At 63.5% G+C, this 21577-nt stretch carries 25 protein-coding genes; 17 read left to right on the forward strand and 8 right to left on the reverse strand.

Features of this window, described 5'->3' with window-relative positions:
* Positions 1-630 precede the first annotated feature (630 nt).
* The 4 genes from ACFO0J_RS13635 (at position 631) to aqpZ (ending at position 3576) form a co-directional block, all read left to right on the forward strand.
* A complete protein-coding gene (locus ACFO0J_RS13635) occupies positions 631-1032 on the forward strand; it encodes a GFA family protein (protein ID WP_376814155.1) in 402 nt (133 codons plus the stop codon).
* A gap of 382 nt (positions 1033-1414) precedes the next feature.
* On the forward strand, positions 1415-2167 hold the full coding sequence (locus ACFO0J_RS13640; RefSeq protein ID WP_376813642.1) for a glucosamine-6-phosphate deaminase: 753 nt from the start codon (positions 1415-1417) through the stop codon (positions 2165-2167).
* Between the two features lie 51 nt (positions 2168-2218).
* Positions 2219-2674 carry a hypothetical protein gene (locus ACFO0J_RS13645; RefSeq protein WP_376813643.1) on the forward strand — a complete coding sequence of 152 codons (456 nt, stop codon included), beginning with the start codon at positions 2219-2221 and terminating at the stop codon, positions 2672-2674.
* A 203-nt stretch (positions 2675-2877) separates the two neighbouring features.
* Positions 2878-3576: an aquaporin Z gene (gene aqpZ / locus ACFO0J_RS13650; protein ID WP_376813644.1), complete on the forward strand. Its 699-nt coding sequence runs from the start codon at positions 2878-2880 to the stop codon at positions 3574-3576.
* 184 nt (positions 3577-3760) lie between these two features.
* Here aqpZ and ACFO0J_RS13655 read toward each other — a convergent pair whose 3' ends face one another.
* A complete protein-coding gene (locus tag ACFO0J_RS13655; protein WP_376813645.1) occupies positions 3761-4636 on the reverse strand; it encodes a LysR family transcriptional regulator in 876 nt (291 codons plus the stop codon).
* A gap of 153 nt (positions 4637-4789) precedes the next feature.
* Here ACFO0J_RS13655 and ACFO0J_RS13660 point away from each other — a divergent pair, with 153 nt between their 5' ends.
* The 7 genes from ACFO0J_RS13660 to ACFO0J_RS13690 are packed head-to-tail and all read left to right on the forward strand — an operon-like array spanning position 4790 to position 12510.
* A complete protein-coding gene (locus ACFO0J_RS13660; RefSeq protein ID WP_376813646.1) occupies positions 4790-6238 on the forward strand; it encodes an FAD-binding oxidoreductase in 1449 nt (482 codons plus the stop codon).
* 51 nt (positions 6239-6289) lie between these two features.
* A complete protein-coding gene (locus tag ACFO0J_RS13665; RefSeq protein ID WP_376813647.1) occupies positions 6290-7057 on the forward strand; it encodes an SDR family NAD(P)-dependent oxidoreductase in 768 nt (255 codons plus the stop codon).
* A 22-nt stretch (positions 7058-7079) separates the two neighbouring features.
* Positions 7080-8594: a xylulokinase gene (gene xylB / locus ACFO0J_RS13670; protein WP_376813648.1), complete on the forward strand. Its 1515-nt coding sequence runs from the start codon at positions 7080-7082 to the stop codon at positions 8592-8594.
* Positions 8595-8597: 3 nt separating this feature from the next.
* Complete coding sequence (locus ACFO0J_RS13675; RefSeq protein ID WP_376813649.1) at positions 8598-9683, forward strand: glycerol dehydrogenase; 1086 nt, start codon at positions 8598-8600, stop codon at positions 9681-9683.
* Positions 9684-9732: 49 nt separating this feature from the next.
* Positions 9733-10722, forward strand: coding sequence for a TRAP transporter substrate-binding protein (locus ACFO0J_RS13680; protein WP_376813650.1), 990 nt, complete (start codon positions 9733-9735; stop codon positions 10720-10722).
* Between the two features lie 23 nt (positions 10723-10745).
* Positions 10746-11213 carry a TRAP transporter small permease gene (locus ACFO0J_RS13685; protein ID WP_376813651.1) on the forward strand — a complete coding sequence of 156 codons (468 nt, stop codon included), beginning with the start codon at positions 10746-10748 and terminating at the stop codon, positions 11211-11213.
* Positions 11214-11223: 10 nt separating this feature from the next.
* Complete coding sequence (locus tag ACFO0J_RS13690; protein ID WP_376813652.1) at positions 11224-12510, forward strand: TRAP transporter large permease; 1287 nt, start codon at positions 11224-11226, stop codon at positions 12508-12510.
* 33 nt (positions 12511-12543) lie between these two features.
* Here ACFO0J_RS13690 and ACFO0J_RS13695 read toward each other — a convergent pair whose 3' ends face one another.
* Positions 12544-13797 (reverse strand): MFS transporter, encoded by a 1254-nt coding sequence (locus ACFO0J_RS13695; RefSeq protein WP_376814156.1) that lies wholly within the window; start codon positions 13795-13797, stop codon positions 12544-12546.
* 190 nt (positions 13798-13987) lie between these two features.
* Here ACFO0J_RS13695 and ACFO0J_RS13700 point away from each other — a divergent pair, with 190 nt between their 5' ends.
* Positions 13988-14608, forward strand: a complete 621-nt coding sequence (locus ACFO0J_RS13700; RefSeq protein ID WP_376813653.1) for a TetR/AcrR family transcriptional regulator — start codon at positions 13988-13990, stop codon at positions 14606-14608.
* A gap of 8 nt (positions 14609-14616) precedes the next feature.
* On the opposite strand, the gene ACFO0J_RS13705 is transcribed toward ACFO0J_RS13700, so the two are convergent.
* Positions 14617-15534, reverse strand: a complete 918-nt coding sequence (locus ACFO0J_RS13705) for a LysR family transcriptional regulator (RefSeq protein ID WP_376813654.1) — start codon at positions 15532-15534, stop codon at positions 14617-14619.
* A gap of 110 nt (positions 15535-15644) precedes the next feature.
* Here ACFO0J_RS13705 and ACFO0J_RS13710 point away from each other — a divergent pair, with 110 nt between their 5' ends.
* On the forward strand, positions 15645-15905 hold the full coding sequence (locus ACFO0J_RS13710) for a DUF2798 domain-containing protein (RefSeq protein ID WP_376813655.1): 261 nt from the start codon (positions 15645-15647) through the stop codon (positions 15903-15905).
* 14 nt (positions 15906-15919) lie between these two features.
* Here the strand turns inward: ACFO0J_RS13710 and ACFO0J_RS13715 are convergent, their stop codons facing one another.
* The 4 genes from ACFO0J_RS13715 to ACFO0J_RS13730 all read right to left on the reverse strand — a co-directional run bounded on the left by ACFO0J_RS13715 (position 15920) and on the right by ACFO0J_RS13730 (position 18503).
* Positions 15920-16333, reverse strand: a complete 414-nt coding sequence (locus ACFO0J_RS13715; protein ID WP_376813656.1) for a MarR family winged helix-turn-helix transcriptional regulator — start codon at positions 16331-16333, stop codon at positions 15920-15922.
* A gap of 118 nt (positions 16334-16451) precedes the next feature.
* Complete coding sequence (locus ACFO0J_RS13720) at positions 16452-16838, reverse strand: DMT family transporter (RefSeq protein WP_376813657.1); 387 nt, start codon at positions 16836-16838, stop codon at positions 16452-16454.
* A gap of 45 nt (positions 16839-16883) precedes the next feature.
* Entirely contained in the window at positions 16884-17204 is a 321-nt protein-coding gene (locus ACFO0J_RS13725) for a DMT family transporter (protein WP_376813658.1), read from the reverse strand.
* Positions 17205-17432: 228 nt separating this feature from the next.
* A complete protein-coding gene (locus tag ACFO0J_RS13730; protein WP_376813659.1) occupies positions 17433-18503 on the reverse strand; it encodes an alkene reductase in 1071 nt (356 codons plus the stop codon).
* Between the two features lie 218 nt (positions 18504-18721).
* On the opposite strand from ACFO0J_RS13730, the gene ACFO0J_RS13735 reads away from it, so the two are divergent.
* The 4 genes from ACFO0J_RS13735 (at position 18722) to ACFO0J_RS13750 (ending at position 20864) form a co-directional block, all read left to right on the forward strand.
* Complete coding sequence (locus ACFO0J_RS13735; protein ID WP_376813660.1) at positions 18722-19300, forward strand: DJ-1/PfpI family protein; 579 nt, start codon at positions 18722-18724, stop codon at positions 19298-19300.
* A 146-nt stretch (positions 19301-19446) separates the two neighbouring features.
* Positions 19447-19812, forward strand: coding sequence for a ribbon-helix-helix domain-containing protein (locus ACFO0J_RS13740; RefSeq protein WP_376813661.1), 366 nt, complete (start codon positions 19447-19449; stop codon positions 19810-19812).
* A gap of 99 nt (positions 19813-19911) precedes the next feature.
* Entirely contained in the window at positions 19912-20346 is a 435-nt protein-coding gene (locus tag ACFO0J_RS13745) for a DUF5602 domain-containing protein (protein WP_376813662.1), read from the forward strand.
* Positions 20343-20864, forward strand: a complete 522-nt coding sequence (locus tag ACFO0J_RS13750; RefSeq protein ID WP_376813663.1) for a cupredoxin domain-containing protein — start codon at positions 20343-20345, stop codon at positions 20862-20864. The genes ACFO0J_RS13745 and ACFO0J_RS13750 overlap by 4 nt, the downstream gene beginning before the upstream one ends.
* On the opposite strand, the gene ACFO0J_RS13755 is transcribed toward ACFO0J_RS13750, so the two are convergent.
* Positions 20836-21549, reverse strand: a complete 714-nt coding sequence (locus ACFO0J_RS13755; RefSeq protein ID WP_376813664.1) for an RNA polymerase sigma factor — start codon at positions 21547-21549, stop codon at positions 20836-20838. The two genes, ACFO0J_RS13750 and ACFO0J_RS13755, sit on opposite strands and share 29 nt — an antisense overlap.
* Positions 21550-21577 lie beyond the last annotated feature (28 nt).

Here is a 21577-nt window from a genome sequence, read left to right on the forward strand (position 1 = left end):
GTGCTCATGACAACTCCTCATCGCCTCATTATGAGGCACGTGGGTGTCTAGAGGTTCCGGGGCGATTCAGAGACCCTCTGCACTGACCCGCAGCGTTGCATGAATGGGGGTATTTCTGGGGGTATTGCCAGGAAGGCACTTTCATATATCGTTCATCCATGCGATTTTCAGGCTGATGTATGAATCCCACCCTCCCGCCAGTCAACGTAGCCCGCCCACCGAAAGGTTCGCGGGCTTTGTTGCCTTCAACTATTGGGATTGGAGGTGGCATGAGGACAAAGGCCGAGCGCGTTCATCATGCGCGACGTGTCAAATGCAAGGTTGCTCACTACTGGACGGCCGGCGATCGGTCGCCTCGCGCCGTTGGGATCGCTGCGCGTACCCGGCAGATGTGCTCGTGTATGGGGTGCGGTCATGCCGCCCGTTACGTGGGCGACAAGGCGAAGCACAAAGCGCTGTTTCAGCGCCGGTTGTTCGAGAACTGGAATGGCTAAGTCCTGCTGAAGCAAACCGGCAGGCAGCCTGGGTTGGTCGCCAGCCGGGGGGGCGACTGACTCAGCGGTCAACCCGACAGAACCAACGATTGCTATCATGGAATGGACTCTTCACATCCTTTCTGGAGCATGCGTCATGTACGAAGGTAGTTGCCTCTGCAGGAGCATTCGCTACGAGATCAGCCAGGAGCCGGGTGAGTTCGGTTATTGCCATTGTGTGAGTTGCCGTAAAGCCAGCGGTTCCAGTCACGCAGCCAACGCACCCGTACAACGAGAGAACTTTCATCTCCGGTCGGGTACCGAGACGCTGAAAGAGTTCGAATCGTCGCCCGGGATGTTCCGAGCCTTCTGTACAAACTGCGGTTCGCCCATCTATGCTTTTCGATCCGGTCACCCGGAGCTGCTGGGCATCCGGTTGGGGTCATTGGATACCTCGTTCACCAAGCGGGCGAGAGAGCACCGGTACGTTGCCGAGAAGGCGCCGTGGGAAGAGATTGAAGATCACCTCCCGCAGTACCCGGGACCACATACGCCGTAAGTGTCTGCTGATCAGTCACGCTCCGTAACCCCTTTTGCGGCGGCTTAGGGCAAAATTGCTACGCTCTAAAAGAGGCTGGCATGAAAAGGATACTGTTGGTGTGTGCAATGCTCTCCCTGCTTTCGGCCTGTGCGGTTTATACGCCGCGCGGGGCTGTGGTTGTCGATCCGGCCCCGAGTCACGGGAATGGGGGGTTCTGCCCTCCGGGACAAGCCAAGAAAGGGAATTGCTGAACCAGGCCGCAGCCCCACTGCACGTCCGCATTCTCGATTTCTGACGGAATTCAACGCGGCGTACCACGCTCCAGTGCTAGGATTGGCGCCTTTTGTCCGGCATACTTTCAGTCTCGTGTCAGGATGCCAAGCAAAGGCCAGTCTCATCTATGATCCAGATCTTCTCCGATCCGTCCGCTGTCGCGGAATACGTCAGCGAGGCGCTCATCGCCAAGATCCGATCCAAGCCCGAGGCCGTCCTTGGCCTGGCGACGGGCGGGACGATGGAGCCGATTTATGCACGCTTTATCGACCAGGCGCGCCAGTCCGGCCTGGATGTCTCCCGACTGACGTCCTTCAATCTGGATGAGTACGTCGGATTGAGCGCGGATCATCCCAAAAGCTATTCGGTCTATATGCGGGAACACTTGTTCCGGCATTTGGCATTCGATGCATCGCGATTGCATCTGCTGAATGGGCTGGCCCGGGATTCGGTCGCTCATTGCCAAGCGTATGCCGCAAAATTGCAAGGTTACGGGGGGATCGACCTGCAGTTGCTGGGTGTGGGCGGCAATGGGCATATCGGCTTCAACGAACCCGGGACCGCCTTCGATCGTCCGTGCCATGTGGTGAAGCTGGCCGAGCAGACCCGGATCGACAACCGCCGTTTTTTTGCGGCGGGCGCTGTGGTCCCGGAGTCGGCCATGACCCTGGGGCTGGTCGAGATCATGGCTGCGCGGGAGATCCTGCTGGTGGCCACCGGCGAGTCCAAGGCGGAGATCGTGGCCGAATGGTATCGGCGGGATGTGACCGAGGAAATTCCCTTCACGATTTTGAAAAGGCACCCGCAGACCACCATGATCCTCGATGAAGCCGCTGCGAGCCTGCTGCCGGACGAGGTGAGTCGGCAGTGCGTCGTGTGAGTTGCCGGCTGGGCATCCGGCCTGTGTGATCGACCTTCCGGGAGACGTACCATGAGATTGCCCAGACTGCTGCGCATCCTCGTTTTTTTCGCGATGCTCGGACTGCTGATCTACGGTTTCGCATGGATGCAGCAACACTATCCAACGTGGGTGGGGCTGGTGTTTGTGCTGTTCCTGTTTGGCGGCATCGCGTTGCTGGGCTGGTATGGCAGCCGCATCCGGAAGCGCGGCTTGCACGACACCTCCGCGCCATGGGTGCCGGTGCGCGCCGTGGTCAAGTCCGTGCAATCGACGGGCGAGCCCACGGCTTCCGGGAAAGTGCCAGTGCGATTATGGGTTCAGGTCGACAGCTACAACAGCACCGGGCAACGCACCCGGATTCCTGTGGATGCCGAGATTTCCCCGGAAGCCTTCGGCCGTTTTGGCGACAGCACCGTCGTGCGCCTGCTGCGTCACCCCACTAACACACTGCTCGCAAAACTCGACGGCGAGATTCCTCTGGATTGATCGTTGACCGTCTGGTCCGCCATCTGGTCGCGCACGGCTGACCCCGGCTCGCGGAATCGGCAAAGCGGGAGCGACGGAAGCCTGAAACGTCAAGGTATGAAAATTCTTGCTCGGGATTGACGATTGTTTGCTTTGCCGACGTGGTTTTCACCCTATTGCGTTGATAGACTCGATTTCATTCAAACTTCAATCGAGCCGATGCAATGACCCTGACGAAGCGATGCGCCGCCGAATTGTTCGGTACGTTCTGGCTGGTGTTCGGCGGCTGCGGCAGTGCGGTGCTGGCGGCCGCGTTTCCTGAACTGGGGATTGGTTTTGCCGGTGTCGCGCTGGCCTTCGGCCTGACGCTGCTGACCATGTGCTATGCAATCGGGCATATTTCAGGTTGCCACATCAATCCCGCCGTGACGTTTGGCCTGGTGGCGGGCAGGCGTTTCCCCGCGCGTGAATTGATTCCCTACGTCGTCGCCCAGGTGTCGGGCGCCATCGCCGCCGCCGCAGTGCTTTATCTGATCGCAAGCGGCAAGGCCGGTTTTGACGTGACGGCGGGTTTTGCGTCGAACGGCTATGGCGAGCATTCGCCCGGCGGCTATTCGCTGACGGCGGCGCTGGTGGCCGAGGTCGTGCTGACCGGCTTCTTTCTGTTCATCATCATGGGCGCCACGCACAAGCGGTCACCGTCGGGTCTGGCGGGGGTGGCGATCGGCCTGTCCTTGACGCTGATCCACCTGGTCGGCATCCCGGTGACCAATACGTCCGTCAATCCCGCGCGATCGACCGGCGTGGCCCTGTTTCAGGGGAGTTGGGCGGTGGATCAGCTCTGGCTGTTCTGGCTGGCGCCGATTGCGGGCGGCGTGATCGGCGCGCTGATCTATCGCGCCTTGCTGGCCCAGGACGACTGAGAATCTTCGTAGTGCTTTTGCAACCGCTCGGATTCGGGCGGTTTTTTTTCGAGTGTGTAAAGGCTGTCGTCAGGACGGAATAAACGAATTCCGCCGGTTTGCGCAGGTGTTTGCAGCCTAGCTGCGCTGTCGGGCAATGGTCTGAACCACGTTCTTTTCAATCGCTGCAGTTTCCGGGGCACCTTCAAATCCGCTTCAGTTCTTCCAGCACGTGCCGGACGGCGATTTCCAGCGGCCCGCTGCGGCTGGCGATGCCCATGGGGCGCCAGAGTGGCGGATTCAGGGGCAGCACCTTGATGCGTTGATCTATTTGAGGATGCAGGGTTTCGTATGAGAGCAGGGTGGCGCCGTAGCCCGCGCCGACCAGGCTCTTGGCTGAGTCGTTGTAATTGACCCGGATTTTGGCCGGTGGCCGCAGATTGGCGGCAGCAAACCATTCGGTTGTGATCCGGGCGAGCTGCGTGGTGTCGTCGTTGAGGATCAGGGGCTTGGTGGCCAGCCAGGCCGCAGAGGCCTGCTTGGGGTGTTCCCAGTGGGCCGGGATGAGCGCGACCACCGGATCTTTTCGCCAGGGGAGCACCTGGACTTCGGGCATGGGGCTTTGGGGGAGGGCGACGGCGGCGATGTCCAGCAAGCCTTTGGCGACGCGATCCATCGCTTCGCGGGAGTTGAGTACGGCCAGTTCGACTTCGATCCCCGGATGTTTTTGCGCCAGGCGTTCCAGCGCCTTGGGCAGCAGATAGGCGATCACCGGCGTCGCAGCGCTGACCCGGACCCGGCCGGTTTTGCCGGCGGCATGTAGTTGCATGTGTTCGCGTAGCGCATTGCTTTGGTTCAGCAGCCATTGCGCCCGGTCGATCAGGGCCGCCCCGGCCCCCGTGGGCTCCACCTTCTTGCGTTTGCGCAGCAGCAGCGGGATGCCCAGGCGCTCTTCCAGTTCGTTGATATGCAGGCTGACCGTCGGCGGGGCCAGGTGCAGGATGCGTGCTGCGGCGATGAAAGACCCGTGTTCGACGATGGTGACCAGGGTTCTGAGCTGGTCCAGATTGAGCTCTCTCATGATTCAGTTTTTATGAATTAATTTATCAGAATATTCAACTTTTGTTTATTTTATGGTTTCCCTAAAATCAGTCAAGGATTCAGTTCTAAGTCCGTATCTAGGGAGAAGAGTGTGGGCAGTCAAGTGCATGATGCGTATCGGCGGAACCAGGGCATGTCCCAGGCTGCCATCGATTCCATGGCCTCCGAGCTGGCTCGGATCGTGGGGGCGGACAAGGTCTGGAGCGGAGCGCAGGCTCAACAGCGTTATCCGGGCGATAAGAGTTGGCTGACGCTGGTGCATGCGCATCACGGCAAGCCTCTGAATCAGCCGCAGTTGGTCGTTGCACCGCACACAGTCGAACAGGTGTCGGACATCATGCGGCTGGCGTCGCGTGAAGGCATCTCGGTCACCCCGTTAGGGGGGGGCTCCGGTGTGCAGGGCGCAGCCAATGCGAACCTGGGCGGGCTGCTGCTGGACCTGAACGGCCTGAATCGGGTGCGCGAGATCGACGAACAGTCCTTGACCTGCACCGTCGAGTGCGGGATGAACGTCAAAGTCTTCGACACTGAATTGAACAAGCAAGGCCTCACTTTCACCCATGATCCGGCTTCTGCGGAATGGGCGTCGGTCGGTGGAGCCATTGCGGCGCGCGGTTCGGGTGTGCTGTCCTCCCGCTATGGCAATATCCAGGACCATGTGTTGTCGCTGGAAGTGGTCATGCCCGACGGCAGCGTGGTCCAACTGCCGTCTGTGCCCCGACATGGTGTCGGGCCGGAACTGGGACAGTTGTTCATCGGTAGCGAGGGCACGCTGGGGATCGTGACCGCCGCTCGCGTGAAGTTGCAGCGTCAGGCCAAGGCCCGCCGTTTCAGTGCCTATCGTTTCCCGGATCTGGCAGCAGGTATCGCCGCTGGGCGCGAGATCGTGACGACCGGCCTGCGGCCCGCCGTGATCCGCCTGTATGACGTCAAGTCGGCGGTGCTCAGTCTGGAAAAAATGGCCAAGGCCGGCATCGATGGGGAAACCATGGTGCTGATGATCGAGGGTCAGCACGAGGCCCTGGTCGAGGTCGAAAGCCGTATCTGTGATGAGATCTGCCGGTCGCATGGCGGCCGCATGCTGGAGTCTCGCGTCGGTGCTGAGTGGTGGGCCAACCGCTATGACATGTCGCACCCGCCGCACGTCCCGCAATTGCCCCAAATCTGGATGACGATGGATGCCGTCGCCGACTTCCGTTGCATCGAGGCGCTCTATACCGGCGTGACGCAGGCGATCGAGCATTCAATCGAGCCGAAGTGGGGCCTGACGGTCAAGACGCACCTGTCTCACTGGTATGAGTGGGGCGCCATGATCTACTCCAGGGTCATCGTCCCGAAAGGCCCCGATACGCTGGACGAGGCCGTGGATCTGCATGACCGGATCGTAGCGGCTGCGGTTGAGGCCTCTCTGGTGGCGGGTGGTGTCATGAACGATCACCATGGCGTAGGCATGCGTCTGGCGCCGCACATGGCGCGCCAATTCGGGCCGGCGGGTATGAGCCTGTTGCAAGGCATCAAGACCGGTCTGGATCCACAAGGCATCTTGTGCCCTGGCAAGCTGGGGCTGAGCACGGGCGCGTGATTCAAATGGCCCTGGGCGCCGGGCCCAAAACAAGCAGGTAGGTGAGGTGTCATGGATCTAGGACTTTCCAATCGGGTGGCGATCATCACAGGCGGCGCCCAAGGCCTCGGCCTGGCGCATGCGCGCGCCCTGGGCGCCGAGGGCGCGACGGTCGTGCTCAACGATCTGAATGCCGATGCGGTGGCACAGGCGGCGGAGCAGTTGGCCTCTGAGGGCATCCAGGCGGAAGGATGGTCGGGCGACGCCACCGATCCGGTCGTGGCCGATGAGACTGTCGCGCGGGCTGTGGCCACGTTTGGTCGCGTGGACATCTTGGTGAACAATGCGGGCATCGGTGTCAGGCCTGCCGCCCCGGTCGAGGAACTGCCCTTCGATGCCTGGCAGCGCATGCTGCATGTGCATCTGGACAGCACCTTCCTGTGGTCGCGTGCGGCGGTCAAACCTATGCGCGCTAATGGTTTTGGCCGCATCATCAATACGTCTTCCATGAATTTCACCGGGGGCGGTCGCCCTGGGGTGGCCCATTACTCGGCGGCAAAGGCCGGCATCGTGGGGTTGACCCAGACCATGGCCAAGGAGGTGGGCGGCGCCGGGATCACGGTCAATGCCATTGCCCCCGGCTATGTCGCCACGGAACTGATCGTGCAGTTCTCGCCCGACATGATCCATCGCCTGGAATCGCAGAATCCGGTGGGCCGCCTGTGCCGGCCGGACGAAGTGGCTGCCCTGGTCTCATTCCTGTGCTCCGGGCAGGCCGGGTTCATCAATGGCGAACTGATCTGCATGGACGGCGGGCGCCGCGATTTCTATTGGGGTTGATTCTGAATCGGATCGGATAGTCATGACACAACAGTATTTCGTTGGGATCGATATCGGCGCAGGCAGCCTGACGACGATGGTGATCGATTCGCATGGGACCGTCGCAGGCTCGGCCAGCGCCGAGCTAACGACGCGCAACCCGCACCCCGGCTGGAGCGAACAAAATCCCCAGGATTGGTGGACGGCGTTGTGCTCCACGGCCAAACAAGCGCTGGCGCAGGGCAATATCCGGGCGGACCAGATCGCCTCCGTCGCCTTGAGCGCGGGCGCGCATACGCCGGTGCTGGTGGACGCGCAGGGCGAGGTCATCCGGCCCGCCATTCTGTGGAGCGATACCCGCAGCCGCAAAGAGGCGGCGGAACTGACGCAACAGTACGGCGACGAGATCTTCGACATCGCGCGCAACAAACCCGCCCCGACCTGGACCCAGCCGCAATTGCTTTGGCTGGCGCGCCATGAACCGGATGCCCTGGCCAGGACCCGACGTCTGTATGTGGCCAAGGATTGGCTCAGGGCGCAATTGACCGGGACCTGGGAAACCGATCACACCGAGGCCGCAGGCACTTTGTTGTACGACACGCGCCGCCTCGAATGGTCTGTCAGGCTGTGCGAGATGATCGGCCTGGACGAAACGATTCTGCCCCCCCTGGTTGCGGTGACGGATGTGGTCGGCCGGATCACGCCGGAAGCGGCACGCGCGTGTGGCCTGGCGGCGGGGACGCCGGTCGTCTGCGGTACGTCGGACACCTCCATCGAGACCTTCGGCGCCGGGGCTGTGGCGCCGGGTACGGGCGCGGTCAAGCTGGCCACGGCGGCCACCCTCACCGTCGTCAGCGAGGCTCCCGGAGATCGTCCGTCCGTCATTCACTACCCTTTCTGCGTGCCGGGGGATTGGTACGCCATCGGCGCGACCAACTCTTGCGCCTCGGCGCATCGCTGGCTGCGGGATACGTTCTTCAGCGGCAACGGCATGTCGGGCGCAGAAGCCTTTGCCGTGATGGACCAAGAGGCCGCAGGCGTCCCTGCGGGGGCGGACGGTCTGCTGTTCCATCCCTATCTGCAGGGAGAGCGGACGCCGTATTGGGATCCGCTGTTGCGCGGGGATTTCCTCGGCATCACGTTTGCCCATGAGCGTCAGCATTTTGTGCGCGCTTTGTACGAAGGGATCGCCTTTTCTTTGCGCGACGTCTTGCTGGCCCTGGCGGAACAAGGCCATGTCATGGAGGAGGCGCGCATCATCGGCGGCGGTTCCCGCAGCGCGACCTGGCGGCAGATCGTCGCCGATGTGCTGGGGATTTCGATTGTGGTGCCGCGCACCACGGATGCCTCGTTTGGTGCGGCCTTGATTGCGGCCGTTGGGGTGGGAGCATTTCCAGACCTGCCGACGGCGGCGGCACAGACCGTGTCCATTGTGGCGCGGCACGAGCCGGACGCAGAGCGGCATCGACACTATCAGGAACTGCACGCCATCTACAGGGATGCGGCCCGGGCGCTGTTTACCGTCAACCATCGCTTGTCCGCCCTGGCCGGGGAGTAAGTCATGTTGAAAACCTTCGGATCCCCGCATCAGTATGTCCAGGGACCGGGCGCGCTCGCTCAATTGGGGGCGTGCGCGGCTGCCTTGGGGGCGCGGCGTCCTTTTGTCATCGTGGACACTGGGATCCTGAATGTGCTGCAGCCCGCACTGATGCGAGGCTTGGGTGATCTGGCCGCAGACACGACCTGCGTGGCCTTTGCCGGTGAATGCACTCGCGCGGAGATCGAACGGCTGTCCGGCCTGGCGGCCACGGCCGGTGCGGATCTTATCGTGGGCGTGGGGGGCGGCAAGACCATCGATAGCGCCAAAGGCGTCCGGATCCAATGCGGCAAGCCCATCTTCATCGTGCCGACGATCGCATCGAATGACTCTCCCACCAGCCGTCTGGTGGTGCTCTATACACAAGAGCATGCGGTCGATGCCGTGCTGCGCATGCCGACCAACCCGGATTTGGTCCTTGTCGATACCGATGTGCTGGTCAAGGCGCCCGAGCGGTTTTTCGTGTCCGGGATCGGTGATGCGCTATCCAAGAAATTTGAGGCCGAGCAGTGCATTGGCAGCCGCCGGAACAATTTTTATGATGCCCAGGCGCCGCTGCTGGCGCAGGCCGTCGCCAATCTTTGTTATGACATCGTGCGGCAAGATGCCGAAAGCGCTTTGAACGCGGTCCGGCGCAAGCAAGCCGATGATGCCTTTGAGCGGACGGTAGAAGCCACCATTCTGTTATCGGGCCTGGCGTTCGAAAATGCCGGGCTTTCGATCTCGCATTCGCTGACGCGCGGTTTGTCGGCGGTCCCGGGGTCGGCCGGCGCCTTGCATGGCGAGCAGGTGGCGTTTGGTTTGCTGGTGCAGTTGCTGCTTGAAGGCAAGTCTGCCGATTTCATGGCGGACCTGGTGGCGTTTTATGAACGTGTCGGTTTGCCACGGTCCTTGACTGCATTGGGTTTTCAGGGCGACCCCGCAGAAGCGGCGGACACGATTGCCCGCATCACATGGGAACGCGCACCGTATATCGGCGCATTCACGTTCCCGCTGGATCAGGGGCGGCTGGCAGCCGCCATTCTGGAGACCCACCAATCAAATAGCTGATTCAGGTGGCTGCATCAACGATAAATAGAATCAACCAAGGAGACATCCCATGAAAAAATGGCTAACAGTTTGCGCGACGGCCCTGGCCGTCTCTTTTAGCGCCTCCGTCGTGAGCGCGGCGACGACGGTGCGTGTCGGCAGCATTCAATCCGAAGAGTTCTACATGAACTCGTACATCAAGAAGTTCGAGGAAATCGTCCGGGCGAAAACCGGCGATGCCTATCAGTTCAAGATGTACTACAACAGCACCTTGGGCAGTGAATCCGAGATGTTCGAGCAGATGCAGGCCGGCATGCTCGACATGATGTTCGGCTATTCCGCGATTTTGCCCAACTACGTCAAGGAAACCGAAATCATCGGTCTGCCGGGGCTGCTGTCGAACTTTGACGAGGTGCACAAAGTCATGAATGGGCCGATTGGAGAGGATCTGGCCCAGAAGATTCTCGACAGCACGGGTGTGCGGGTCCTGTGGTGGGTGGATCAGGCGCACCGCAACGTGTTCCTCAAGGATAAAGACGTCAAGACCGTGGCTGACCTCAAGGGGATCAAGCTGCGTTCGCCCAACTCGCCCCTGTACCTGAAGGTGCTGACGACCATGGGTTTCAACGCCGCCCCGATGGGTTTCAATGAAATCTATACGGCGGTGCAGACGCATGTGGTCGATGGTCACGAACAGGAAGACCCTGGCATGCTTGCCATGAAGTTCTATGAGGTCGAGAACCGGGCTGTCGTGACGCGCCACATGTATCAATCCGCCGTGTGGGAAGCCAGCGAAAAATTCTTCCAGAAGCTCCCGGAAAAGGATCGGGCGATCTTCCAGGAAGCCGCCAAGGAAGCCGGCATCTGGTTCCGGCCGATGACGGGTCTGGATGCGGAACTGGCGGCACGCAAGGTGCTGGAGGAAAAGCATGGCGTCAAGGTCGTCGAGCTGGATCAGGGCGAGCTGAACGCGCTCTTCGGGCCGATGGTGGATGAATACGCCAAAGAGCGCAAAATCTACGATTATGTGGTCAAGGTTCGCCAAGAACTGGGTAAATAAGCACCATTGGCTGGAGACATTCGATGCACAAGCGTTGGCATCCACTGTTTAGCGAGATCGTCGTCATCATTTGCTTTCTGGCGATCGTGCTGGCCACTTTCATGGGCGTGGTCAGCCGCTATATCCTGGAATACTCCTTGCCGTGGGCGGATGAGGTCGCCCGTTACAGCCTGGTCTGGCTGGTCTATGTCGGCATGGTCAGTTCCCTGGTACGGGGCCAGCATGTGTGTGTCGAGATGCTCCTGAGCCGTTATCGGGGCCAGGTGCGTATTTGGATGCTGAATCTGATCGATCTGGCCTGCATGGTGCTGTTTGGCGCCCTGCTGTATGGGGGGCTGCTGTTGATGCAGATGGCCCAGTCGCAAATCACACCTGCGCTGGGCATCTCCAAATCCTGGATTTATGCGGCTGTACCGGTGGGGTCTGCGCTCATGCTGATCGAGTACGTGTTGCGCATCAAGCGCCGCTTGTCCGGTCAGGACGCAAACTGAGGGGGTCGGAATGGAAGCGATTTACATGCTGCTTCTGTTGTTCCTGTTTTTGACGATCGGCATTCCGATTGCCTTTTCGATCGGGCTGTCGGTGCTGGCCATGCTGTTGATGACCGATGTGCCGGTTCTGATCTTTGCGCAGCGTGCCGCGAATGCGGCGGACAGTTTTGCCTTGCTGGCGATACCGCTTTTCGTGTTGGCGGGTGAATTGATGAACCATGGCGGTTTGACCAGCCGCCTGGTCGGGTTCGCCCAGGCGTTGATCGGGCATGTGCGCGGGGGCTTGGGACAAACCGGCGTCTTTGCCAGCCTGATTTTTGCCAATGTGTCCGGTTCCGCCGTGGCTGACACGACGGCCATTGGCTCGGTGCTGGTGCCGTCGATGATCGACAAGGGCTACAAGCCTACGTTTGTGGCGTCCTTGCAGGCCAGTGCGGGCTGTCTGGCGCCGATCGTGCCGCCCAGCATTCTGCTGATCCTGTACGGCTCTATCGTCAATGTGTCCATCGGCGCCCTGTTTCTGGGTGCGTTCATCCCGGGGTACTTGATCGCCCTGGGGCTGATGGTGGCGGTCTATTTCCTGACGTCACCGAAACGCCAGCCAAATATTGTGCGCGAACGCTTTGCTGGTGGTGTCGCCATCAAAAAGGCCACGCGCGAGGCGCTCCCGGCGTTGGCCATGCCGCTGATCATCATCGGCGGTATTGCCGGAGGGATCTTCACGGCCACCGAGGCAGGGTCGATCGCTGTCGTCTATGCATTTCTGGTGGGCCGTTTCTACTACCGCGGCTTCAAGATCCGGGATCTGCCCCAGGTTCTGATCGCGTCTGCCGGCGTCACCGTGATGGTCATGGCCATCATCGCCTTTGCGGCGATCTTCGGATGGTTGCTGGCTTGGCAGAACGTACCCGAAGTGGTGGGGGCGTGGATTCAGTCTTTTACCACCAGTTCTTATGTCTATCTGGCTTTGGTGATCGGATTTGTATTGCTGCTGGGCACCGTCATGGAAGTGCTGGCGATTGCCACGATTTTTGGCCCTTTGCTGCATACGCTGGCCATTGGCTATGGCTTTGACCCGATCTTTTTTGGCGTCATCCTGGCCATCATCATGCAGATCGGGGGGGCTACGCCGCCGGTGGGGGTCTTGCTGAACATCACCTGCGGTCTGGCAGGGGTGACCCCGGGGCGCTGCCTGGGCTACATGGGTATCTTCGTCGGGGTGTATCTGTTCGTCGTTCTGTTGGCCATCCTGTTCCCGCCCTTGGTGACCTTCTTGCCGCGCATGATGCTGGGATGAGGTCGCGGTGGCGGCGATGCGCCTGCCGGGCGACTAAGCCGCCGCAGGCACGCCCGCCATGGGCCGTCGCTTGATCATCAGCGCGATCACGGCGGCGGCGATGCCCGTGGCGCCCGAGAGCACGAAGGCCATCAGATAGCTGCCGGACACCTCGCGGACGAAACCGCCCATCCAGGCCGCCGTGGCGGCGCCGATCTGGTGGCCGGCGACGATCCAGCCGAATACCACCGGGGCGTCGCGGTCGCCGAAAATATCGGTGGCCAGGCGCAGCGTGGGCGGCACGGTGGCAATCCAGTCCAGACCATAGAAAATGGCGAAGATAGAAAGGCTGTAGAGCGAAAAATCCGTATAGGGCAGCATCATCAGCGACACGCCGCGCAGGCCGTAGTAGACAAAGAGCAGCTTGCGCGGATCGTAGCGGTCGGTGAGCCAGCCCGACGCCGTGGTGCCGACCAGATCGAACACGCCCATCAAGGCCAGCAGGCCTGCCGCCTGGACGGCGGCGATGCCGTGGTCGCCGCACATGGCGATCAGGTGTGTGCCCACCAGACCGTTGGTGGTGAAGCCGCAGACCCAGAAGGTGGCGAACAGGAACCAGAAGGCGCGGGTGCGGCTGGCGCGCCCCAGGGCGCCGAAGGTGGCGGCGATCAGGCCGGTGCGCGGCGCGACGGGGAGGGGCGGGTCGTCCCGGTCGGCGCCGTAGGGCAACAGGCCCACGCTGTCGGGACTGTCGGGCACCAGCCGCCAGACCAGCGGCACCATCACCACCATGGCGGCAGCCACGATCCAGACCGCGCGCGTCCAGTCGCCGGACGAGGCCAGGGCCGCCAGCAGGGGCAGAAAGACCAGGTTGCCGGTGGCGGTGCTGGCGGTGAGGATGCCCATGGCCAGACCCCGGTGCTTGAGAAACCAGCGGTTGGCGATGGTGGCGCCCAGCACCGTGGCCACGGCGCCCGAGCCGATGCCCGAGAACACGCCCCACAAGGCGATCAGGTGCCAGGTCTGGGTCATGTAGGCGCTGGCGGCGGACGAGGCCGCCATGACGAACAGCGCCGTCAGCAGCACGCGGCGCAGGCCGAAATGGTCCATGGCAGCGGCGGCGAAAGGCCCCACCATGCCGTAGAAGAAGATGCCGATGGCGGCCGCCAGCGAGATGGTCGCCCGGCTCCAGCCGAAGGATGCCTGCAACGGATCCAGCAGCACGCTGGGCGTGGCGCGCAATCCGGCCGAGAACAGCAGGCAGAAGAAGATGACGCCGACCACCACGAAGGCATAACGCTGGCCCATGCGGGACACGAGGGCGGTGCGGACAGGACGTGCGGGGGAGGGCATGATGAATGTTACTGACCGGTACGTTCTAAAGAGCCTATAATACGTACTGGTCAGTAACATCGTCAAGTGGAATGTACGAATCTTCAGCCTCTCGATCCGGATGCGCGGCATACGCGGCATTCGATTCGGCTTCAGGAGCAGCCTCATGACAAAGACGCGGCAGCATCCCGGATCGGAATATCCCGGGCACGACCTGCAGGCCGCGCCGCCGCGTGCGGCCGACCGCATCCGCAGCAGCGCGCGGGATCTGTTCTACCATCAGGGGATCCGGGCGGTGGGGGTGGACGCCATCGTGGCCGAGGCGGGCGTCACCAAGCCCAGTCTCTACCGCAGCTTCGCCTCGAAAGACGAACTGGCCGCGACCTATCTGCGGGACTACGAACTGGAATTCTGGCGTCGGTTCGATGCAACGGCCGAGGCTTATCCGGATGATCCGCGCGCGCAGATCCTGGCGTATTTCACGGGTTTGACCGAACGCACCGGTCTGCCGGGCTACCGGGGCTGCGGCCTGACCAACGCGTGCGTCGAATATCCCGAACCCGATCATCCGGCCCGGCTGGTGTCGGTGGCCAACAAGCAGAAAGTGCGCGAGCGCCTGACCGACCTGGCGCGCCGCATGGGCGCGCGCGACCCCGAGGTCCTGGGCGACGGCCTGCAACTGCTGCTGGAAGGCGCCTATGTGTCCAGCCAGATGCTCGGCGCGGCCGGGCCGGTGCAGCACCTGACGGATGCGGCGGCGCTGCTGATCGACGCCAGCCTGAAATAGGGCGGATCTCAGGCTCGGTTCGCGGGATGAGCGCCGTCGCCGAAGATCGGCGCGGTCTCGACGAATGTCTGTAAATGATCCACCAGCGCGCGCACTCGGGCGGGCAGATAGCGCTGCTGCGGCCAGACCGCGAACAGGGGCCTGGGTGCGGGCATCCAGTCGTCGAGCAGACTCGTCAGGGTGCCGCGCGCGATGCTGTCGAGGATGAGCGTGGCGGGGCAGAGCAGAATGCCCTGGCCGGCCTCGGCCGCAGCGACGGCAAGCCGCATTTCATTGGTCCGCAGGCGTGCGGTGGGCCGCACGATCAGTTCGACTCCGGTGGCAGGGTCACGCAGGGGCCATTCCTGGAGCGGCATGGAGATGACCGTGTCATGCGCAGCCAGATCGCTTGCCGATGCGGGGGTGCCGCGCCGGGCCAGATAGGCGGGCGCGGCGACCAGACGCACGCCGATCTGTCCGAGGCGTTTGTGGGTCAGCAAGGAATCCGCCTGTTCGCCGACCCGGATGGCCAGATCGGCGCCACTGCCGACCAGATCCTGCAAGGTGTTGCTGAGCTGGAATTCCAGACTGACCTGGGGATGCTGTTGCAAAAATCCGACCCAGGCGGGGGTGAGCGGACCGCTGGCGAGATTCACCGGCGCCAGCACGCGGATGTGTCCTGCGATCTGGCGCAGATTGTCGTCCAGCGAGCGGGTGGCCTGACCCAGGGCATGGATCAGAGGCCGGCATTGCTCGTAGTACTGCAGGCCTTCGGCCGTCGGCTGCAGCCGGCGGGCGCTGCGGTGCAGCAGGCGGCAGCCCAGTTCGCGTTCCAGCGCCTGGAGGCGACGGGTGACCGTGGCGGCGGGCAGGTCGAGGCGCTCGGCGGCGGCGCTCAGGCTGCCGGACTCGACAATGGTGACGAACAGGGCCAGTGCATCCAGCATGGGGTCAATTCATGATTCCGATTATCGAAATTATAGATTGATAGATCCGGTCTGGTTCCTGTTATCGGTGGATTTCATACTGTGCTCCATACCAACCCAGGAGCTTTGCCATGTCTTCCCTCCAATCTTCCCCCCAACGCCTCCGTCTCGTCTTTGCCGCGCTGATGTCCCTCTGGATGTCCTTGCTGATGACCGCGTTCGTGGTCTGGCTGAACCTCGGCCTGAATGCAGCCTATTTGCGGCATTGGGGGCATGCCTTTGCTGCGGCCTGGCCGGCGGCGTTCACTATCGTGCTGTTGTTCGGGCCGTCGGTGCAGCGGCTCAGCCAGCGGGTGGCGCTGTGGCTGCCCATGCCCAGGGGGCGGGATTGACGGGACCGGGCGTTTCAGCCCGTGTTCCGGCCTCGCGTCGGCAGCAGTTTCTCACCGCCGTGCGCCTTGAGCGCCGCGGCCAGCGCCTGTTCATAGTCGGGCCGTGCGGCTTCGAGGCGGGCGCGACCCTGGTCGGTCAGGACCGCGTACACCCCGCGCTTGTCGTCCGGGCACAGGTCGCGGATGGTGAGGTTCGCGCGTTCCAGGCGTTCAGCCATGCGGGACACCGAGCTCTGGTTCAGGCGCAGATGCGTGGCCAGTTCCTGCATGCGCAGTTCTGTGTCGGGGGACCGGGACAGGATTTCCAGGGCGCGGTATTCCGATAGGCCGAGGCCGTGCCGCGCCTGCAGCATTTTGCCCAGGTCCGCTTCGACCTGGGCTGCGATCTGGATCAGCCCGAGCCAGGCTTCGCTGTGTGTGGACTTCACCGGTATGCTCCTTCTGGGCGTTCGGTCGCTGGATCATCCATTTTCGCATATGCATGCCCATGCAAATGGCCCCCTGGCCGCATGCGCCGCGGACGGCATGCGGCCAGGACGCGGACCGTCAAGCCGGGGCCTGGCCCCTGGCCGCCTGCAGTTGGGCGCTGTCGGCCAGTTTCAACCAGACGACGCCGGCGATGATGACCGCCAGCCAGAGCGCCCGGACCAGGGGCAGGGGCTGGTCCAGCAGCACGCTGCCGAAGACGGTGGCGCCGACCGAGCCCATGCCGGCCCAGGCCGCGTAGCCAATGCCCACGTCGATGGTTTTCAGGGCGACGCTGAGCGCGTACAGCGTCAGCAGGAAAAATACCCCGGCGGCGATGGACCAGTTCAGCCGGGTGAAGGCGTGGCTGCCCGCCACGCTGAGCGCGTAGCCGATTTCGAAAGCGCCGGCCAGCAGCAGCATGGTCCAGGCGCGGCTTTTGTTCTGATGGGTGTGATTCGTGGACATATCGAGTACCTCGTTTGAAAGATGGGGTGAGAGGGCGAATGGGGTCTACGCCGCGCCGCTCAGGCGCAGGCCGATGACGCCGCCGATGACGAGCAGGATGCCCAGCGCCTTGGCCCCGTTCAGACGCTGTCCGAAGAACAGGGCGCCCAGGATGACCACCCCGACCCCCGAGATGGATGTCCAGATGGCGTAGCCCACGCCCACGTCGAAGGTCAGCAGGGCGAGACTGAGGAAGAAGGTGCCGATGGCGCCGCTGGCGAGCGTGGCCAGCGTCCACCCGGGATGGGTGAATCCGTTCGCCTTGCCGGCGGAAATGGCGACTGCGATTTCAAAAATGACGGCGATGCCGAGATAGAGCCAGTGCATGATGGGGTTCCTTGAGTTGAGCTGAGTCGGATGTATTTCAATGCATGCACATGCATATTATTAGATGGAAAAACACCTGTCAATGTATTTGCATATGCATGTAAGTGGCGCTCTGTGTATCTCAGGCAGCGCCCGGGAGGCGGCGCTTGGCCGCACCCCGGGTGCTGACGAGCCGTGCCCGACCCGTGTCATGTTGGCCGGTCATGACGACCGGCCATGCGCCGTGTCTCAGGCAGCCGCCCCGCAGCCTTCCAGCGCCGGATAGTCGGTATAGCCTTCCGGACCCGAGGCATAGAAGGTCTCGGGCCGGGGCGTGTTCAGCGGCGCGTCCTGGGCGAAGCGGGCGGGCAGATCGGGGTTGGCGATGAACAGCCGGCCGAAAGCGGCCGCGTCGGCGCGCCCCTGCGCCAGCCAGCCGGCGGCACGCTCCTGGTCCAGAGCCTCGTTGGCGATGAACTGGCCCGGGAATTTCTCGCGCATCATCGGCGCCAGGCTGTCCTCGCCTTCGCGTTCGCGCAGGCACAGGAAGGCGATGCCGCGCCGGCCCAGGGCGTCGGCCACATAGCCAAAGGTCTCGCGTGGATGTGCGTCGCCCATGTCATGGGCATCGCCTCGAGGCGACAGGTGGACGCCGACGCGCCCGGGCGCCCAGGTTTCCAGGATCGCGTCGGTGATCTCCAGCAGCAGGCGGGCGCGGTTTTCGACCGGGCCGCCGTAGGCATCGGTGCGCAGGTTGGTGCTGCTTTGCAGGAACTGGTCGATCAGGTAGCCGTTGGCGGCGTGGATCTCCACTCCGTCAAAGCCCGCCGCCCGGGCGTTTGCCGCGCCTTGCCGGTAGGCATCGACGATGCCGGGGATTTCCGCGGTGTCCAGGGCGCGGGGTGTGACGTAGGCCTTTTTGGGGCGCACCAGGCTGACGGTGCCGGCGGGCTGAATGGCGCTGGGCGCGACCGGCAGCGCGCCGTCCAGGTACAGGGGATCGGAAATGCGGCCGACGTGCCAGAGCTGCAGGATGATGCGTCCGCCCGCCTCGTGCACGGCGGCGGTGACTTTCTTCCAGCCTTCGACCTGGTCGTCGGACCAGATGCCCGGGGTGTCCGGGTACCCGACGCCCATCGGCGTGACGGCCGTGGCTTCGCTGATGATCAGGCCGGCGCCGGCGCGCTGACGATAGTATTCGACGATCAGGTCGCCGGGGACGCGCCCGGGTTCGGCCCGGCAACGGGTCAAGGGCGCCATGATGATGCGGTTGGGCAGCGACAGGTCGCCGAGCTGGAGGGGGTCGAATAGCGTGGGCATGGGGGCGCTCCGGGTGTGCAAGGCCAATAAGCCACACATGGGGTCGGGTCGCCTGGTTTCCAAGGGACGCTGTGTGGCCGCCAGGCGGTATGGGAATACCACCCGGGTGGTGGCTTCGAGGTCCACAATGGACAGATGCGGCATCCGGACGTGAGATCCGGTGCCCGATATCCATTCCCGAGGCATGCCCGGGAATCACCTGACACAGGAGACGAACGATGGCCAAGAAATTGTTGATGCTGGTGGGCGACTATGTCGAGGATTACGAAGTCATGGTGCCGTTCCAGGCCTTGCTGGCGGTCGGCCACCAGGTCGATGCGGTGTGTCCAGGGAAGAAAGCCGGCGAATGGGTGGCTACGGCGATCCACGATTTTGACGGCGCCCAGACCTACAGCGAAAAACCCGGGCATCGCTTCACGCTGAACCGGGATTTCGACGCAGTGGACTCGGCGGCCTACGACGGGCTGGTGGTCCCCGGCGGGCGCGCCCCCGAATACCTGCGCATGGACGAGCGTGTCCTGGTCATCGTGCAGCAATTCAACGCCGCCGCCAAACCCATTGCGGCGATCTGCCACGGGGCGCAACTGCTGGCGGCGGCCGGTGTGCTGCAGGGCCGCACCTGCTCCGCGTATCCGGCCTGCGCGGCCGAAGTCCGCCTGGCGGGCGGCAAGTATGCCGACATCGCGATCGATCAGGCACACACGGACGGCAATCTGGTGACCGCGCCGGCCTGGCCTGCGCACCCGGCCTGGATCGCCCAGTTCCTGGCGGTGTTGGGCACGCGCATCCAGCATTGATGCTGCTCGGGGCGTGCGCCAGTCCGCGGGACGGCCGCGCAGCGTGCGCGCCCTGCCGCCCGGGGTGTCGGGGATTTCCCTCTTGCGCGGCCCGGGCGAGCGTCTCTACAGTCACAGGGTCCCGCGCCCGTTCCGGAGCCTGCGCCATGTGCGAAATCTTCATCCGGGCCAATCCCCGGTCCTACGATAGTGAATCCCGTTCCCTGCGCCTGCATGGCGTGGCGACCAGTGTGCGCCTGGAACATCTGTTCTGGCAGGTGCTGGAAGACATCGCCCGGCGCGACGGCATGCGGGTGACCCAGTTGATCGAGCGCCTGTACGACGAACTGCTGGATCATCGGGGCGAGACCGGTAATTTTTCCTCTTTTCTGCGCGTCTGCTGCCTGCGCTACCAGATGCTGCAGGTCGATGGCCGCATCCCGGCGGACGCGGGCGTCCCCTTGCGCTCGCTGGACGCACGCGCCGTCCTGCAGGGCCTGCCGGAACTGATGTGCGAGGACGCGGCGGCCTGATCCGCCCCCTGACGTTCCGCAGCCGAAACGAATCTCCCGGACCGCGCATCCAATGGCGTGAAACACGGCGATTTCCGCCGCGTCGATCGGGAGATCCACATGTCCACACGTTCCTTTCTGACGGCGGCCGCGGCCGCCGTGGTGCTTTGCTTCGGCGCGTCCGTCGCTCAGGCGGCCGGACCGTCGGCGCAGAAAGCGCCGCCTGCCGCGCCCTACAAGGCGGTCAGTTCGCTGGTGAAGCTGCCCGACTTCATTCCCGGCATGGGGCAGTTGTTCGTCGATCCCGCCACGCTGCCGGCCGGGCCGTTCCTGGGATACGACCATGAGGGCCGCCTGGTGAACACCACCTACATGATCCCGCTGTCGTTGATGAAGCCGAACATGCACTTGAATGACCTGAAGGTGCCGGCCGGGGTCAAGGTGGATCACGTCGACATCATGTACAACGCAGGGCATCCCGGCGTGGCGGAGCCGCACATCCACATCGTGCTGTGGAACGTGCCGGCCGCGCAGGAAAGCCGCGTGGCGAAATGAGCGCGGTCGCGTACGACCCGCGCCGCCGGCTGTTGCTGGGCGCCGGCGGCGGCCTGCTGCTGGCGGCCGTCCTGCTGCGGCCGGCGTCGGCCGCTGACGCCGTGGAGATCGGCATGTCCGGCACACCGACCGGATCCGAGGTCTGGTTCCGGCCCCGGGGCCTGCTGATCCGGCCGGGCCAGGCGGTCCGCTGGGTCAACCGGGATACCGGCAATGTCCATACCGCGACGGCCTATCATCCGGCCAACGGCAAGCCGCTGCGCATGCCGACGGGTGCGAAGCCGTGGAATTCGGACTATCTGCTGCCGGGGCAGTCCTATACCGTGGTGTTCGACACGCCGGGCGTGTACGACTATTTCTGCCTGCCGCACGAGCATGCAGGGATGGTCGGGCGGATCGTGGTGGGCGACGCGTCGGACGCCCGCCCCTATGCCGACACGGATGCGCAACTGCCCGCGGCCGCCGTGGCGGGTTTTCCCGAGGTGGCGGTCATTTTGAAGGCGGGGCGGGTCGATTGACCCTGGCCATCACACCCGCCACAATTCGGTCGCACCGCTCACCCGCGAACGAGAACGCGCCCACGGCGTGCGGGTCGAAGTCCGGCCGCATGGCTTCCTGCAGCAGGCGGCGGGCGCGCATGAAGCGCACGCGCACGGTAGCCTCGGGCAGGCCCAGGACGGCCGCGACCTCGGCGGCCGGCATCTCATCCACGGCGCGCAGCATGAAGACCGTGCGGTAGAGATCCGGCAGGGCGTCGATGTGCCGTTCCAGCCGGCGCCGCAGTTCGGCGCGCCAGGCCATCTGGTCGGGGCCTGCGGAGGCGGGCGCGGCGGTGTCGGGGTCGTGCGTCGGCATGGTGTCCTGTTCGTGCGGAACCTGGTATGCAGATTGGATGAGGGTTTCGCGCGATCTGTTTCGCCGCTGCCGCATCAGGGCTTCGTTGATGGCGATGCGCGTCAGCCAGGTGGCGGGCCGGGCCTCGGCGCGGAAATTGCGCAGATGGCCGTAGGCCTTCCACCAGGCTTCCTGGACGGCGTCCTCGGCCTCGGCTTCGTCGTGCAGGATGCTGCGCGCGGCTCGGTAGAGCTGCTGATTGTGGCGGCGCATCAGGGCCTCGAAGGCCGCCAGGTCGCCGTTTGCCGCGTGCCCGATCAGGGCGAGGTCGTCCGCAGCCGCCGGATCGGGCTGGAGCTGGATGTCCACGTGAACTCCTGAAAGAATACCGTTGACC

The organism is Castellaniella hirudinis (assembly GCF_042651965.1).
Classification (GTDB): Bacteria; Pseudomonadota; Gammaproteobacteria; order Burkholderiales; family Burkholderiaceae_B; genus Castellaniella; species Castellaniella hirudinis.